Origin of the sequence: Adlercreutzia sp. ZJ473, from assembly GCF_013185065.1 — a bacterium.
GTDB lineage: Bacteria > Actinomycetota > Coriobacteriia > Coriobacteriales > Eggerthellaceae > CAAEEV01.
This window is the reverse complement of the sequence record NZ_JAAVTO010000028.1, coordinates 1-14,378: the sequence shown is the minus strand read 5'-3', so window position 1 is coordinate 14,378 and position 14,378 is coordinate 1. Positions and strand designations below refer to the sequence as shown.

Annotated in this window: 13 protein-coding genes; 10 read left to right on the top strand and 3 right to left on the bottom strand. The window is 70.0% G+C overall.

The features are described from left to right. Nucleotides 1-3 precede the first annotated feature (3 nt). The 5 genes from HRL41_RS06800 to tsaD all read left to right on the top strand — a co-directional run bounded on the left by HRL41_RS06800 (nt 4) and on the right by tsaD (nt 6,622). The gene (locus HRL41_RS06800) at nt 4-1,080 is read left to right on the top strand and encodes a hypothetical protein (protein ID WP_172136114.1); all 1,077 of its coding nucleotides are present in this window, start codon (nt 4-6) and stop codon (nt 1,078-1,080) included. Nucleotides 1,081-1,289: 209 nt separating this feature from the next. After that, nucleotides 1,290-2,153, top strand: a complete 864-nt coding sequence (locus HRL41_RS06795) for a bifunctional 5,10-methylenetetrahydrofolate dehydrogenase/5,10-methenyltetrahydrofolate cyclohydrolase (RefSeq protein WP_172136113.1) — start codon at nt 1,290-1,292, stop codon at nt 2,151-2,153. Between the two features lie 2 nt (nt 2,154-2,155). Then, the gene (locus HRL41_RS06790) at nt 2,156-3,004 is read left to right on the top strand and encodes a formate/nitrite transporter family protein (protein WP_172136112.1); all 849 of its coding nucleotides are present in this window, start codon (nt 2,156-2,158) and stop codon (nt 3,002-3,004) included. A 71-nt stretch (nt 3,005-3,075) separates the two neighbouring features. Then, nucleotides 3,076-3,597 carry a tRNA (adenosine(37)-N6)-threonylcarbamoyltransferase complex ATPase subunit type 1 TsaE gene (tsaE, locus tag HRL41_RS06785; protein ID WP_172136111.1) on the top strand — a complete coding sequence of 174 codons (522 nt, stop codon included), beginning with the start codon at nt 3,076-3,078 and terminating at the stop codon, nt 3,595-3,597. Nucleotides 3,598-3,991: 394 nt separating this feature from the next. Further along, nucleotides 3,992-6,622, top strand: coding sequence for a tRNA (adenosine(37)-N6)-threonylcarbamoyltransferase complex transferase subunit TsaD (gene tsaD / locus HRL41_RS06780; RefSeq protein ID WP_371808812.1), 2,631 nt, complete (start codon nt 3,992-3,994; stop codon nt 6,620-6,622). 81 nt (nt 6,623-6,703) lie between these two features. Here tsaD and HRL41_RS06775 read toward each other — a convergent pair whose 3' ends face one another. Both HRL41_RS06775 and HRL41_RS06770 read right to left on the bottom strand, forming a co-directional pair. Then, on the bottom strand, nt 6,704-7,405 hold the full coding sequence (locus tag HRL41_RS06775) for a 5'-methylthioadenosine/adenosylhomocysteine nucleosidase (RefSeq protein WP_216662560.1): 702 nt from the start codon (nt 7,403-7,405) through the stop codon (nt 6,704-6,706). Nucleotides 7,406-7,514: 109 nt separating this feature from the next. Next, the gene (locus tag HRL41_RS06770; RefSeq protein ID WP_172136109.1) at nt 7,515-8,009 is read right to left on the bottom strand and encodes an S-ribosylhomocysteine lyase; all 495 of its coding nucleotides are present in this window, start codon (nt 8,007-8,009) and stop codon (nt 7,515-7,517) included. 291 nt (nt 8,010-8,300) lie between these two features. On the opposite strand from HRL41_RS06770, the gene HRL41_RS06765 reads away from it, so the two are divergent. Then, a complete protein-coding gene (locus tag HRL41_RS06765; RefSeq protein WP_216662559.1) occupies nt 8,301-9,677 on the top strand; it encodes an MFS transporter in 1,377 nt (458 codons plus the stop codon). 138 nt (nt 9,678-9,815) lie between these two features. Here HRL41_RS06765 and HRL41_RS06760 read toward each other — a convergent pair whose 3' ends face one another. After that, complete coding sequence (locus HRL41_RS06760; RefSeq protein WP_172136108.1) at nt 9,816-10,559, bottom strand: class I SAM-dependent methyltransferase; 744 nt, start codon at nt 10,557-10,559, stop codon at nt 9,816-9,818. A 173-nt stretch (nt 10,560-10,732) separates the two neighbouring features. Here HRL41_RS06760 and HRL41_RS06755 point away from each other — a divergent pair, with 173 nt between their 5' ends. From HRL41_RS06755 to HRL41_RS06740, 4 genes are all read left to right on the top strand, one after another. Further along, nucleotides 10,733-12,061: a coproporphyrinogen III oxidase family protein gene (locus tag HRL41_RS06755; protein ID WP_172136107.1), complete on the top strand. Its 1,329-nt coding sequence runs from the start codon at nt 10,733-10,735 to the stop codon at nt 12,059-12,061. A 190-nt stretch (nt 12,062-12,251) separates the two neighbouring features. Then, a complete protein-coding gene (locus HRL41_RS06750; protein ID WP_165173387.1) occupies nt 12,252-13,610 on the top strand; it encodes an amidohydrolase family protein in 1,359 nt (452 codons plus the stop codon). An 83-nt stretch (nt 13,611-13,693) separates the two neighbouring features. Then, on the top strand, nt 13,694-13,912 hold the full coding sequence (locus HRL41_RS06745) for a CASC3 protein CASC3 (protein ID WP_165173385.1): 219 nt from the start codon (nt 13,694-13,696) through the stop codon (nt 13,910-13,912). Nucleotides 13,913-13,934: 22 nt separating this feature from the next. Then, on the top strand, nt 13,935-14,378 hold a 444-nt coding region (locus HRL41_RS06740), incomplete at its 3' end, for a twin-arginine translocase TatA/TatE family subunit (protein ID WP_172136106.1).

Genomic DNA, 14,378 nt, shown 5'->3' with positions numbered 1-14,378 from the left:
GGCTTGGGTGCGCATTTTCCGACGGAGGTGGACGCTGATGCGATTCGCCGGGGACTGTCGCTGGTGAACAACGACGCGTGCTTCACGGCTGTCGTGGCCGTGGCGCAGGCTCATCGCGCCGTGCAGGCGCAAGCGGGCGCGGGCATCCCCGGCGAGTCGGCTGACGTGTGCGTGCCGATGCTGTGCCCGGGATGCCGCTGCAAGGACATCCCCTTCTTCGTGGAGCGCGGCTTGCGCGAAGCGGGGTTAGCAGGGGTCACGCTGCATGACTTCAACGAGTTCCTCCGCGGCGCCTCCTCTGCTGAGCAGCGCTGCCTTGCGCATGCCCTCATGGCGGGTGACCTGCTGCTTCAGCTTCGGCTGCGCATGCGCCCCCACTTGGAGGGGCCGCAGGTGCCCTATTTCGACGCGCTTTCCGAGAGCTGGCGCGGCAGGGTTTTGGAGATGCTGCGTTCGGGAGAGCCGTTCGACGCGAGGAGCTTCATGCGCAGTCTCGACGACGAGGCGGCGCGGCTTCTGCCGACGGCCCGCCTCTCCAAGCCGCGCGTCGGCGTTGCGGGGACGGCGGCGGCGCTGTTCTGCCCGTCCGTCAACGGGGGCTTGCTTCAGGTGCTCGAGGAGGAGGGCTGCGAAGTGGTGGCTCCGTACCTGTCAGGCCTGGTAAGCTATGCCCTGCACGCCCAAGGCGCAGAGGGGACGTTCCTCGAGGAGGTGGATGGCCTGTGTGCGTGCGCGAGCGAGGGGCTGCGCGTCATTCCGCACGCCGTAACCTACGAGCGGGTGAGAAGCGCGGGGCTGCGCTTCGTTCCCGAGCTGCTCACCCATGGCCTGGGCTGGTCTTTTGCGGGTTGGATGAGCATTCTCGTCGACGAGGGCGTCACCGACATCGTCTACGCGAGCGTGTTCGGCTGCCTTTCGGGGCACGTGGTCGGGCGCGGGGTCCTGCGCCGCCTTCGCCGTTACGGCTCGGGCGCGAACATAGCCACCGTGGAGTTCGACCCAGGCACGAGCGGCGTGAACCAGGTGAATCGCATCAAGCTCATGGCCGCAGTTGCCAGGCAGGGATGCGAGCGGGGCTGAGGCTTCGCCGTGTGCGCGGAAGGGGTGGGCGGCCTCGCGCCTTGCCGCCTCTCGCCTTCACGCTCTGCTGTTCGGGGCTCTTGCCGCATGTCGGAGATCATGGAGCTTCGCGGGGTTTGGCGAGCCGACGGGCATACTGCCGTCGCATTGTCCTCGCTTATCATCTAAGATAGACCGATCTTCTGAGATGGCGGAAAAGAGGGGGTTTGATGGTGAGGTTGCTTGCCGGCAGGGAGGTCGTAGATTCCCTGGAGGATGATCTGACGCCGCGCGTGGCATCGCTTGCCGCGCGCGGCATCACCCCCACGCTCGCCGTCGTGCGCATGGGAGAGCGTCCCGACGACCTCTCCTACGAGCGCACGGCCGCCAGGCGCGCCGCGGGTCTCGGCATCGGCGTGCGCTCGCTCGCGCTGGCCGCCGACGCGCCCTTCGACGAGCTCGCGCGCGCCATCGAGGCCGTGAACGCCGACGCCTCCGTCCACGGCTGCCTCATGTTCCGCCCGCTTCCGCCGCACATCGACGAGGCGCGCGCCTGCGACCTGCTGCTTCCCGCGAAGGACGTCGACGGGATCACGAGCTTGTCGCTCGCGGGCGTGTTCGCCGGAGCTCCGCAGGGCTTTCCGCCCGCCACGGCGCAGGCGTGCCTCGAGGTGCTCGACCACTACGGCGTCCCCGTGGAGGGCAAGCACGTGGTGGTGGTGGGGCGCAGCCTCGTCATCGGCCGGCCGGTGGCCATGATGCTGCTCGGCCGCAACGCGAGCGTGACGCTGTGCCACTCGAAGACCGAGGACCTCGAGTCCCTCACGCGCCTGGCCGACGTCGTGATCTGCGCCACGGGGCGCCCGCGCGCGTTCGGCGCGGCGTACTTCAGACCCGGCCAGACGGTGCTCGACGTGGGCATCAACTTCGACGCGCAGGGCGCCCTGTGCGGCGACGTCGACTTCGACGCCGCAGGGTCCGTGCTCGGAGATGCGGGCTCCATCACGCCCGTGCCGGGCGGCCTCGGCTCGGTGACCACGAGCGTCACCATGGCGCATGTCGTGCAAGCAGCGGAAAAGATCGCGGAAGGATAGCCATGCCCCTGTTCACCCCCACTGAGATCACTGACAACTACATGAGCGCCTCGGTCGGCAAGGCGGCCTCTCCCGCGTGGCGCCTGTTCGTGCTGGGCGTGGCCGCGGGCCTGCTCATCGGGCTGGGCGCGGTCACCTCCTCCACGGCGGCGCATGCGCTCGACAACGCGGGCCTCGTGCGCCTGGTGTCGGGGCTCATCTTCCCCATGGGGCTCATCATGGTGGTGCTTTTGGGCACCGAGCTGTTCACGGGCAACGCCCTCATGGTGACGGCGGCGCTCGACGGGCGGATCAGCTGGGGGCGCCTCGCGCGCAACTGGGCGGTCGTGTACGTGGGCAACCTCGTGGGCGCGGTGGCGCTCGCGGCGCTCATGGCGTTCTTCGGGCAGCTCAACATCGGCGGCGGCGATCTGGCGGTCTACACGGCGAAGGTGGCGGCGAGCAAGGACGCGCTGCCGTGGGGCAACGCGTTCGTGCTCGGCATCTTCTGCAACCTCATGGTGTGCATCGCGGTGTATTTGGGCAACGCCGCCCAGGACGCGGCGGGGCGCATGATGGGGCTCTACGTTCCCGTCATGGGGTTCGTGCTGGCGGGCTTCGAGCACTGCGTGGCCAACATGTACTACATCCCGGCGGGCATCTTCGCGTACCTGAACCCCGCCTACACGCAGATGATCGTCGACGCGGGCATCAACACCGCCGTGCTCGACTTCGGCACGTTCGTCACGGCGAACCTCGTCCCCGTCACGCTCGGCAACATCGTGGGCGGCGTGCTCGTGGGCGTGGTGATGTACGCCTGCCACGGCACGAAGAAGGCGAAGAAGGCGGAGGGGAAGGCGGCGAAGGCGTAAGTTCGCGCATTTTCCCATGCGGTGGGCACCGCGAGCCTGCGTGCCGTCGCGCTTTGGCGTATGATGATGACATGGCGAGTGGACTCACATATCTGCGCAAGACCAGCTCGGCTGAGGCGACCAAGCAGCTGGCCTCCACCCTCGCGCCGTTTCTGCACGAGGGTGACGTGGTGGTGCTGAACGGCGACCTCGGCGCGGGCAAGACGCAGTTCGTGCAGGGCGTGGCGGCGGCGCTCGGCGTCACCTCCCCGGTGACCAGCCCCACCTTCAACATCCTGCTCACCTACGACGAGGGGCGCATCCCGCTGCACCACCTCGACCTGTACCGCCTCGACGACGCGAGCGAGCTCGAGGACATCGACTACTACGCGCTCATCGACGGCGACTCCGACGGCGCGACGTTCGTGGAGTGGGCCGAGAAGTTCCCCGACGAGCTGCCCTGCGACTACCTCGAGATCACCATAGCCGTCGACGCGGCGGGCCAGCGCATCGTGCGCGCGCACTCCTGCGGCGCCCGCGCGCGCCAGCTGCTGTTCGTGTGGGCGAGCGACTCGCGGTCGCGCCTCTCGAAGACGGCGGGGAGCGCCCGCTGACCCAAGCGGCCCCTTCGCCGCATCTGCTAGAATGCACAACGCCAGCAAAGTCCGACACGGGCGGTGCCTCTCGAGAGAGGAGTCGCCTTATGCTGAGAGAAATTCTGAACTTCGTGCTCTACGGGTTACCGGCATGGGTTGCGGCGCTTGCTTCGCTGCTGCCTCTGTTGCTCGAACGACGGAAAAATAAGTGATCGGATGGTGAGCGGGAGAAGCGGAAGGGGCCGGCTGCAACCGACCCCTTAGTTCGAAAACACCGCGCCGCCCGTACTCCGTTAACCAAACGCGGGCTTTGCTGGCGTAGCTCAGTATATCATGGCGCCGCTTCGGCAAGCAAGGCGGCGCCCGTGCGAGACGTGCTTTACGGAGGTTTGCGAAAGTGCAGGCACAATACGTGTTGGCGTTTGACACGGCCAACGAGGTGATCTCCATCGGCGTGGGCGCGCTTGACGCGGCCGCGCGCTCGGTCGCGCTCGTCGCGGCTGCCGAGGTGGCGGCGCGGCGCGCGTCGAACACGCAGCTTCTGCCGCGCATCGACGCGCTGCTTCGGGACGCGGGCGTGGCGCGCGGAGACATCGCGTGCGTGGCGGTGGGGCGCGGCCCGGGCTCGTTCACGGGCGTGCGCATCGCCATGGCCACGGCCAAGGGCATCGCGAGCGCGCTCGAGGTGGGCCTCGTGGGCGTCTCGACGCTCGACGCGGTGGCGTGGGGCGCGTGGGGCGCGGGCGTGCGCGGGCACCTGCTCGTGGCGGCTGACGCCATGCGCAAGGAGGTGTACCCGGTCGAGTTCGACGTGAGCGACGCGGGTGTGGTGCGCCTTGGCGAGGATCGCGTGGTGAAGGCGGAGCTGTGCGCGCAGGAGTACGCTGCCGCGGGCGCCGTCGAGGGCGCTGTCGCTCCCACCGCCGTCGAGGGCCCGGGGCAGCTCAGTCGCTCGGACAGTCCTGGCTCGCTCGGAAGCGCCGCCGGCGCTTCCGGCTCGTGCGGAACTCGCTTGGTGAGCAGCCCCGAACTCTCAACGGCTCCCGACGCTGCAGACCAGCTGCTCATCACGGGGGACGCGCTCAAGAAGTACGCCGATCTGTTCTCGGCGTGCGGCGCGCTGCTGCCCGAGGACCAGTGGACGCCGACGGGCGCGGGCCTGCTGCTGGCGCTGCAGGCGGCGTGGCGCGCCGGCGAGGCGGACCCCCTCGACGCGCGCCGGCACGACCCGGCGTTCGCGCTGCCGGTGTACACGCGCCTGTCGGACGCCGAGGAGGCTGAGCGCGCGCGTCTCGCGCGCGCAGACCAGGCGCTCGCCGGCGCGCGCGGCAGCAAGCACGTCACCATGAACGACACGGCCATCGCCAACGCGCGCGCGAACGGCGAGGGCATCGCCTGCAAGCCGCTCGACGCGGCGCACGTGGCTGACGTGGCGGCGCTCGAGGCGCGCATCATGGGGTCTGACGCGTGGAGCGAGGCGCTCGTGGCCGACGAGCTGGGCCGCGCCGACCGCGTGTGGTGGGCGGCCTTCGCGGCCGACCCCGCCATGCCGCTTCCGCCTGACGCGCCGCTCGTGGGCTATGCGGGCGGCTGGGTGGTCGACGGCGACGTGCAGATCCTCAAGGTGGGAACCGCGCCCGAGCACCGCCGCCGCGGCATCGCCGCCGAGCTCGTCGCGCGCGTGGCCGCCGACGCGCGCAACTTGGGCGCACGCACGAGCTCGCTCGAGGTGCGCGCAGCGAACGCGGGCGCGCAGGCGCTCTACGCGGCGCTCGGCTACGAAAGCCTCGGCGTGCGCCCGCGCTACTACTCCGACGGCGAGGACGCCCTCATCATGAAGGCGGAGGCGCTGCCCGCCGCGCGCAAGGACGTCGCGGGCATGGAGCTGCAGCGCTTCGACGACGGGGACGCCGCGTGCAGGGACGCGGGCGCGGGCAGCGCAGGCGCGGAGGCCGGAAGCGCCGCAGGCGCAGGCGCGCGCGCGGCTTCCGAGCCCGCCCGCCCGCTCATCCTCGCCATCGAGTCCTCCTGCGACGAGACGGCCGCCGCCGTCGTCAACGGGGACGGCGCGCTGCTCTCCGACGTGGTGGCCTCGCAGATCGACTTCCATGCGCGTTTCGGCGGCGTGGTGCCCGAGATCGCGAGCCGCAAGCACATCGAGGCCGTCTGCGGCGTGTGCGACGAGTGCCTCGACGTGGCGGCCGCCCGCCTCGGCGGCGCGCCGGGCAGCCTGCGCTGGCGCGACCTCGACGCCGTGGCGGTCACCTACGCGCCGGGGCTCGTGGGCGCGCTCGTGGTGGGCGTGGCGTTCGCGAAGGGCGCGGCGTGGGCGGCTGGCGTGCCCTTCGTCGGCGTGCACCACCTCGAGGGCCACCTCTACGCGAACAAGGTGGGCGCGCCTGACTTCGCGCCGCCTGCGGTGGTGTCGCTCGTGTCGGGCGGCAACACCCTGCTCGTGCACATGCGCGGCTGGGGCGACTACGTCACGCTCGGCGCCACCATCGACGACGCGGTGGGCGAGGCGTTCGACAAGGTGGCGAAGGCGCTCGGGCTGGGATATCCCGGCGGCCCCGTGATCTCGCGCTACGCGAAGGACGGCGACCCGGACGCCATCGCGTTCCCGCGCGCCATGATGCACTCGGGCGACCTGCGCTTCTCGCTCTCGGGCCTCAAGACCGCGGTCGTCACCTACGTCAACCAAGAGCGCGCAGCCGGGCGCTCTCTCAACGTGCCCGACGTCTGCGCGAGCTTCCAGCAGGCGGTCGTCGACGTGCAGGTGGCGAAGGCGCGGCGGGCGCTCGAGGAGACGGGCGCGCGCACGTTCTGCCTCGGCGGCGGCGTGGCGGCCAACCCCGTGCTGCGCGCGGCCTACGAGGAGCTGTGCGCGAAGATGCGGGTGCGGCTGGTCATGCCGCCTCTGCACTCGTGCGGCGACAACGCGGGCATGATCGCGCTCGTGGCGCTCGACCGCTTCCGCGCGGGCAAGTTCTTCGGGCTTGACGCCGACGCCCGGGCCCACGCCGACCTCGACGAGCCGTACTAGCGCGCCGCGGGCCGTCCCGGCCCAGGGCGTGCTTCGGGGCCTCGGGGCTTCGCGGCACGCGCGCTCGTGCCGCGTGGGCCGCTACTCCCAGCTCTCGAGCAGCTGCCGCACGATGGCGGCGCAGTCGGCGGCGGCGCGCGCCTCGAAGACGGGGTAGTCCACGGCGTCCGACCCGTCGGCCTTGTCGGATATGGCGCGCACGATGCCGCAGGGCACGCCGCCCAGCCAGCACGCCTGCGCGATGGCGGCGCCCTCCATCTCGCAGCACGCGGCGTCGAACGCGGCGCGGATGCGGGCCTTCTCCTCGGCGTCGCGCACGAAGCGGTCGCCGGAGGCCACGCGCCCCTCGTGCACGCCGACGCGGCACGTCGCGCGCACCGCGTCGGCGAGCCGCTCGCGCAGGCGCGCGTCGCAGGGGAACGCGAGCGCGTCAAGCCCCGGCGTCTGCCCGGGCGCGTACCCGAGGTTGCAGACGTCCATCAGGTGGTTCACGGCGTCGGTCGCCACCACCACGTCGCCGATGTCGATCGCCGCGTCGAGCGAGCCGGCCACGCCGGTGTTCACCACGTGCGTGACGCCGAAGCGGCCGATGAGCACCTGCGCGCACGCGGCGGCGTTCACCATCCCCACGTTGCACCGCACCACCACGGCGGGCGTGCTCCCGACGACCCCCTCGTGGAAGTCCATGTTCGCGCAGGTGGTGACGCGCGCGTCACCGAGCGCGCGGCACAAGGCCTCCACCTCGACGTCCATGGCGCCGATGACCCCGACCTTCACCGTCATGCCGTTCTCCTTCCGCGTCCGGGCGCAAGGGCGTGCCATGCGCACCTGCGCCCTCGCCCGCGCTCGACCATCCTTCTGCCTGCCGCGCCTGCCGCATCCGCCTTCTGCGCTAGTCGAGCAGCGCGGGGTAGGCGGTGTGCGCCTCGTCGAGCACCTCGAGCGTCTCGGCCACGTAGCGGCGCGCCCACCACTTCGCCTGCGCGAGGTCGGAGTCGTGGTAGTTGCCGCACTCCTCGGGGCGCGCGCCGGGGATCTCGCCCTCGAAGTCGCGCGCGAACGTGAACAGGCGCAGCACCAAGCCGGCGACGTCAGCGGGCTCGCACGCGCCGAACACCACCAGGTAGAAGCCCGTGCGGCAGCCCATGGGCCCGAAGTAGACCACGCGGTCGGCCCATTCGGCGTCGTTGCGCAGGAAGGTGGCGCCGAGGTGCTCGAGCGCGTGCACGGCGGCGGTGTCCATCACCGGCTCGCGGTTCGGCGCGGTCATGCGCAGGTCGAACGTGGTGGTCACGCAGCCGGTGGCGGCGTCCGCGTCGCTGCGCGACACGTACACGCCCGGCTCGAGCACGGTGTGGTCAACGGAAAAGCTGGCGATTCGCTCCATGGGTCAAACTCCTTCGGATGATGCTCGGATGCCGCCCGGCGGCGCACGGGTGCGCAATGCGCGCGGGCACGCGCGGGTGCCCAGCGACGCGCAGGCGCACACGGGCGCGCACGTCCGCCCGGCACGCCCGGGGCGCTCGGCGGCGCTCGGGGCGCGCGAGGGCGCTGCGCTAGATTGTATACGATCTAGCGCGCGGCGCAGCCAAAACCGCTACACTAAGAGGCGACGGTGTTTTGCGGGCGCAGCGGCGAGGAGCCGCGCGCTCGGGCTTTGACGAGGGAGAACGGGGTTATGGCGGATTCTGCGCACGTCGCGTCCGACGACGAGGCGATCGAGGGCGAGGTGGCGCGCGCGTCCGCTGCGTCCGCCGGGAGGGCGGCTGCCCAGCCGCGGCTGTGGACGGCCGTGTTCGTGCTCATCGTGCTGCTGACGTTCTGCTGCTTCGTGATGGGGCAGGGGCTGAACGCGGGCACGTCGGTGTTCCTCTCGCGCGTGGGCTACGGCGCGTCGCTCGCGGGCGTGCTCGCGCTGGTGTTCTCGGCCTCGGCGGCGGTCGCGCGCCTGGTCATCGGGCCGATCATCGACGCCGGGAAGTGTTCGCTCGTCATGATCGCGGGCGCGGTCGTCCTTTTGGCGGGCACGGTCGTGCCGCTCGCGGGGCAGGGCGTGGCGCTCTACGCCGCGAGCCGCGTGCTGCAGGGCGTGGGCTTCGCCATGGCCACCACGGCTGCGTCGACGGCCGCGGCCGACGTGCTGCCGCGGGCGCGCCTGGGCGAGGGCATCGGCTACTACGGGCTCGGGCAGGCGCTCGCCATGTCGGTCGGGCCGGCGCTCGCGCTCTTCCTCGCGGGGACCGACCCCGCGTCGAACCTGTACGCGGGTCTGTCGCTGGTGGCAGTCGCCGGGCTGGCGGTTTCGTTCTTCACGCGCTACGAGCGCAAGCCGCTCGCGCTGCCCGAGACCTCGGCGTTCCGCGAGCGCTGGGAGCGCGCGAAGGCGCAGGCCGCGGCAGCGGAATCACGGGCCGCAAACGCGGAGCCGCAGGCCGCGGACGCGAAGGGCCAGCCCGCGAAGGCTCCGGCTGCGAAGCCCGCGAAGGCGCCGTCCTTCTTCGAGCCGCGCGCGCTTCCCGGCGCCATCCCCATGACCATCATGTGCCCCACCTTCGGCTTCGGCATCTTCTTCGTGGGCCTCTACGGCACGCAGATCGGCGTGGCGAACGCGAGCTTGTTCTACACCATCTCGGCCATCAGCATGATCGCCGTGCGCCTGAAGTCGAAGTCGTTCATGGACCGCGTGGCGCCCATCAAGACGTTCACGGTGGCGGTGGCGTGCGGCCTGGTCACGTGCGTGATGCTCTACTTCGGGCCGGCGAGCGACTACGTGTTCTACCTGGCGGGCGTCTTCTACGGGCTCTGCCTCGGCATCAGCCTGCCGCTCAACCAGGCGGTTGCGGTGAAGAACACCCCGCCCGAGCGCTGGGGCGCCACCAACGCGCTGTTCCTGCTGATGAACGACGTGGGCATCGGCCTGGCCAGCGCGCTGTGGGGGTTCACCAACGACGCCTTCGGCTTCGGCGTCACCATCTGCCTGGTGATGGTCTGCCTCGTCGCCTCCTACGTCGCCGCCTGGGTCTTCTACCCCGAGAAGGACCGCGCCTGGAGGTAAGGCGGCAAAGGCGTCGGGCTGCGTCCCGCCATTCCTGCCCGCGCGCATAAAAGCGCCTCTGCGCCCCGCCCTTCCGCCCCGCCTTTGGGCGTCGGCCCGCCCTTCCGCCCCGCTCCGAGGCGCCGGCCTGCCGGCGCGCTACTCCGGCTTGCGGGCCACGTGGACGGCGGCTATGCCGCCCGTGTAGTTCTTCCAGGTGACGTCGCGAAAGCCCGCCTCCTCCATGAGGGCGGCGAGGCCCTGCTGGTCGGGGAAGGCGCGGATCGACTTCGCCAGATACACGAATCCGTCCTTGTCGCCGGTGATGAGCCCGCCCCAGAACGGGATGAGGTGCTTCAGGTAGAAGCCGTAGAGCGCGCGCCACGCCCGGTTCGGCGGCGTGGAGAACTCGAGGCACACGAGCGCGCCGCCGGGGCGCAGCACGCGGTGCATCTCGGAGAGCGCGCGCGGGCGGTCGGGCATGTTGCGGATGCCGTAGGCCATGGTGACCACGTCGAAGCTCGCGTCGGGGTAGGGGATGTCCTGCGCGTCGACCACCTCGAAGTCGACGGGCACGCCGTTCGCGGCGCCCGCCTCGTGGTGCATGCGCGCCACGTCGAGCATCTCGGGCACCAGGTCGGTGCACTGGATGTGCGCGGGCCGCTTCGCGCGCGCCACCGCGAAGGTGACGTCGCCCGTGCCGCCCGCGATGTCGAGCACCTCGTCAGCCGCGCTGATGGGCGCCTGGCGCATCATGCCGGAGAGCCACAGGCGGTAGGCGCCGAAGCTCGAGACGGCGTTGAACCGCTCGTATTTCCTGGCGATCTGCGAGAAGATGCTCTTCACGCGCTCGGATGAAAGCTCGGCGGGCGCTTCCTCGCCCGTTGCGGTGTCGATGCTCAAGGTGTGTTCTCCCCGGAATCGCGATGGGACCGTCGAGACGCGTCTGGCGTCTCGTATCAAACGCGTCTAGTATATCTGTTTTCATATCCGTTTTCGCGCGCGCATCGCCGCGAAGAAGCGGTACCATAGCCGATTGGATTATTCGCCCTTCCTTCGCACGTTAAGGAGTACCCATGCTGTCCGAGCGCATGCTCACCACCGTTGTCAAGCAGCTCGCCCGCTGCGAGCTGGCGCTGAAGCCCACCGACGAGGCGATGATGCCCGCGCCCGAGCCGGGCCGCAAGTACATGCTCTACATGCACGTGCCGTTCTGCCAGCGCCTGTGCCCGTACTGCAGCTTCAACCGCTACGCCTTCCGCGAGGACGTGGCGCGGCCCTACTTCGCCAACATGCGCAAGGAGATGCTCATGGTGCGCGACCTGGGGTACGACATCGAGAGCATCTACATGGGCGGCGGCACGCCCACCATCATGCTCGACGAGCTGTGCGAGACGCTCGACTTGGCCCGCGACATCTGGGACATCAGGGAGGTGGCGTCCGAGACGAACCCGAACCACCTGGTGCAGCCCTACCTCGACGCGCTCAAGGGGCGCGTGCAGCGCCTCTCCGTGGGCGTGCAGAGCTTCAACGACGACCTCTTGAAGCAGATGGACCGCTACGACAAGTACGGCAGCGGCGCGGAGATCTACGAGCGCATCACGGGCGCGCTCCCGTACTTCGACTCGCTGAACGTCGACATGATCTTCAACTTCCCGAGCCAGACCGAGGAGATCCTCTTCGACGACTTGGAGAAGGTCGCCACGTGCGGCGCGCGCCAGACCACGTTCTCGCCGCTGTACGTGTCGCACGGCACCATGAGCAAGATGACGCGCACCTTGGGCAAGATGGACTACCCGCGCGAGTACCGCTACTACCAGATCCTCGACGGCGTGCTCGCGGGCGGGGACGACCCGCTGTTCCACCGCACGACGCTGTGGACCTTCACGCGCAACGGCGCCGACGAGGCGACGCGCGACGGCGCGCCGCAGATCGACGAGTTCCAGACGTTCTACGACCAGTACCCCGCCATCGGGAGCGGCTCCATCACGTACCTGAACCGCAGCCTCTACGTGAACACGTTCAGCATCAAGGAGTACAACGAGGCCATCGAGAGCGGGCGGATGTCGCTCATGGGCCGAAGCGACATGTCCGAGCGCGACCTCATGCGCTACTGCTTCCTGGTGAACCTCTACAAGCTGCGCCTCGACAAGCGCGCCTTCGCGCGCGAGTTCGGCGTGAGCATCGAGCGCGGCCTGCCCGTCGAGCTCGCGTTCATGCGCGCGAACCGCGCGTTCGCCACCGACACGCCCGACGAGCTCACCCTCACGCCGCGCGGCCGCTACCTCGTGGTAGTGATGTACCGCCAGTTCCTGAGCGCCATGAACAACCTGCGCGAGCAGGCGCGCAACGCCCTGTCCGGCCCGGAGCGCGAGCTCCTCTTCGGCGACGGCACCCAGCGGTAGGGAAGGGAAGGCGCCGCACCCCGGGAGCCTCGCACCCCGCAGGCGCGCCCCCGCGCCCGCCGCGCGCAGGCGCCGCGCCCCGCCTTCAACCGCAAAGAGTGTGTGTTTGGTCGCGGGCGGCGAGGCGGGTTCGCCGCCCAGTGCTATGATACGAGTCTGATCCAGTTTCGCGGACACGAAGAAGGTGCCCATGCTTATTTGCGCACAATACGTATTTCCCATAACGTCTGATCCCATCACGGGCGGCGCCGTGCTCGTGCGCGACGGCAAGATCCTCGACGTCGGCAAGGTCGAGATGCTGCGCCTGCGCTACCCCGAGGAGGAGGTGGTCGACTACGGGCTCGCGGCCGTCATGCCGGGGCTGGTCGACCTGCACACGCGCCTCGAGAAGTCGGTGCTGCGCGGCATGGTGGCCGACATGCCCTACGCCTCGTGGATCCTGTCGGTCATCGAGCGCTCGGGTCGCCTCGAGGCGGCCGACTGGTACGACTCCGCCGTCCTCGGCGGCCTCGACGCGCTGGCAAGCGGCATCACCACCATCGCCGACATCACCTCCACGGGCGCGGCGTGCACGGCCACCCAGAAGCTCGGCCTGCGCGGCGTGATGTACCGCGAGGTGGGCGTGATGGACAAGCAGCGCGTGAGCTTCGCCATGCGCTCGGCCGAGAAGGACATCATGCACTGGCGCGAGGAGGTCGATCCCGACCGCGTCACCGTCGGCATCGCCCCGGCGGCCGTGTACGCCACGCACCCGTCGGTGTTCGGGCTCGTGTCGGAGTTCGCCTGCAAGGAGGGCCTGCCGGTGGCCATGCGCCTGGCGGGCAGCCGCGAGGAGTTCAACTTCGTGAAGTACGGCTCCTCGATGTTCTCGGTGCACACCATGGACGAGGCCAAGCGCGGCTACGTGGAGATCCCGCCGTGGATGCCCACGGGCGTGACCCCGGTGCGCTACGCGCTGAACTGGGGCGCGTTCGAGTCACCCAACGTGCTTCTGGTGCACGCCGTGCACGTCGACGAGGAGGACATCAAGAAGCTGCGCGAGTACGACGTGGCCGTCTGCACCTGCCCGCGCGCGAACGCGCAGCTCGGCATGGGCGTGGCGCCGCTCGGCGCGTTTCTGCGCGCGGGCCTGCGCACCGGCCTCGGCACCGACTCCCCCGCCGCCACCGAGTCGACCGACATGCTCTCCGAGATGCGCGTGGGCATGCTCATCCAGCGCGCGCTCGACACGCGCCGCTTCCTCGACTCCACCACCATGCTCGAGCTCGCCACCATGGGCGGCGCCCGCGCGCTGGGGCTCGAGGACAAGATCGGCTCGCTCGACATCGGCAAGTGCGCCGACCTCATCGCGGTCGACCTGTCGAGCTCGCACCAGTCGGCGGGCGCGAACCCCGTCTCGGCGGTGGTCAACACCTGCTCGGCCTCGGACGTCCTCATGACCATGGTGGACGGCAAGATGCTCTACGAGAAGAACCACTGGCACGTGGACGTGGAGGTTGCGAAGAACATTGCCCGCGTGATCGAGATTCGCACGAAGTTGCGCGTCTAGTTAAGGCATAATAGGCCGCGCGCCGCGGACGAGCCCGTCCGCGTTGCGCCTGCGAGAAGAGAAAGCGTCGAAGGCAAGGCGAAATGGCACAGTCGAAAAAGCATCAGGGCAAGTCGCGCAGCAAGCTCACGCGCGAGCAGAGGGCCGCGCGCGTGAAGGCTGCCGAGGAGCGCGAGCGCCGCGCCGAGCAGCAGCGCGAGCGCGCGGCGCGCACCAAGAAGATCTTCACGGTGGTGGTGTGCGTGATCCTCGTCCTGGCGCTGGGCATCCCCACCATGGCCCTCACCGTGCTGTCGCTCTAGCGATCGTGAAAGGACTCCCAAGTTGTTTGGCATCGGAGGATTCGAGCTCTTCCTCATCCTGCTGTTCGGGTTTCTGATCTTCGGACCTGACAAGCTGCCTGCCATGGCGAAGACCGCCGGCCAGGCCATCGCGAAGTTCCGCAAGGCGCAGGAGGAGATGAGCGGCACGCTCAAGGCCGAGGTGTTCGACAAGGACGCCGACGCCCCGTTCAAGAACCCGCTCGACGTGATCGACAACGCGGCGGCCAAGACGAAGAAGACGGCTGACGCGGCCAAGAAGACGGCGGCCGAGGCTGCCGAGAAGGCCGAGAGCTTCGCCGAGCGCAAGGCGCGCTACGACCGCGAGCGCGCGGCCCGCAAGGCGGCCGAGAAGGAGGCGGCGGAAGCCGCGGCGGCTGCGGCCGCGACGGCGGCGGCGGCCGAGCCCGTGGCCGAGGTCGCGGGCAAGGCGGTCATCGAGGCGGCC

Bases quoted from the DNA above. Each gene is read 5' to 3' on its own strand.
- tsaE (WP_172136111.1), top strand. From the start codon at position 3,076: ATGGCGAGTGGACTCACATATCTGCGCAAGACCAGCTCGGCTGAGGCG.
- HRL41_RS06745 (WP_165173385.1), top strand. From the start codon at position 13,694: ATGGCACAGTCGAAAAAGCATCAGGGCAAGTCGCGCAGCAAGCTCACG.
- HRL41_RS06750 (WP_165173387.1), top strand. From the start codon at position 12,252: ATGCTTATTTGCGCACAATACGTATTTCCCATAACGTCTGATCCCATC.
- HRL41_RS06765 (WP_216662559.1), top strand. From the start codon at position 8,301: ATGGCGGATTCTGCGCACGTCGCGTCCGACGACGAGGCGATCGAGGGC.
- HRL41_RS06755 (WP_172136107.1), top strand. From the start codon at position 10,733: ATGCTGTCCGAGCGCATGCTCACCACCGTTGTCAAGCAGCTCGCCCGC.
- HRL41_RS06775 (WP_216662560.1), bottom strand. From the start codon at position 7,405: ATGACGGTGAAGGTCGGGGTCATCGGCGCCATGGACGTCGAGGTGGAG.
- HRL41_RS06795 (WP_172136113.1), top strand. From the start codon at position 1,290: ATGGTGAGGTTGCTTGCCGGCAGGGAGGTCGTAGATTCCCTGGAGGAT.
- HRL41_RS06770 (WP_172136109.1), bottom strand. From the start codon at position 8,009: ATGGAGCGAATCGCCAGCTTTTCCGTTGACCACACCGTGCTCGAGCCG.
- HRL41_RS06790 (WP_172136112.1), top strand. From the start codon at position 2,156: ATGCCCCTGTTCACCCCCACTGAGATCACTGACAACTACATGAGCGCC.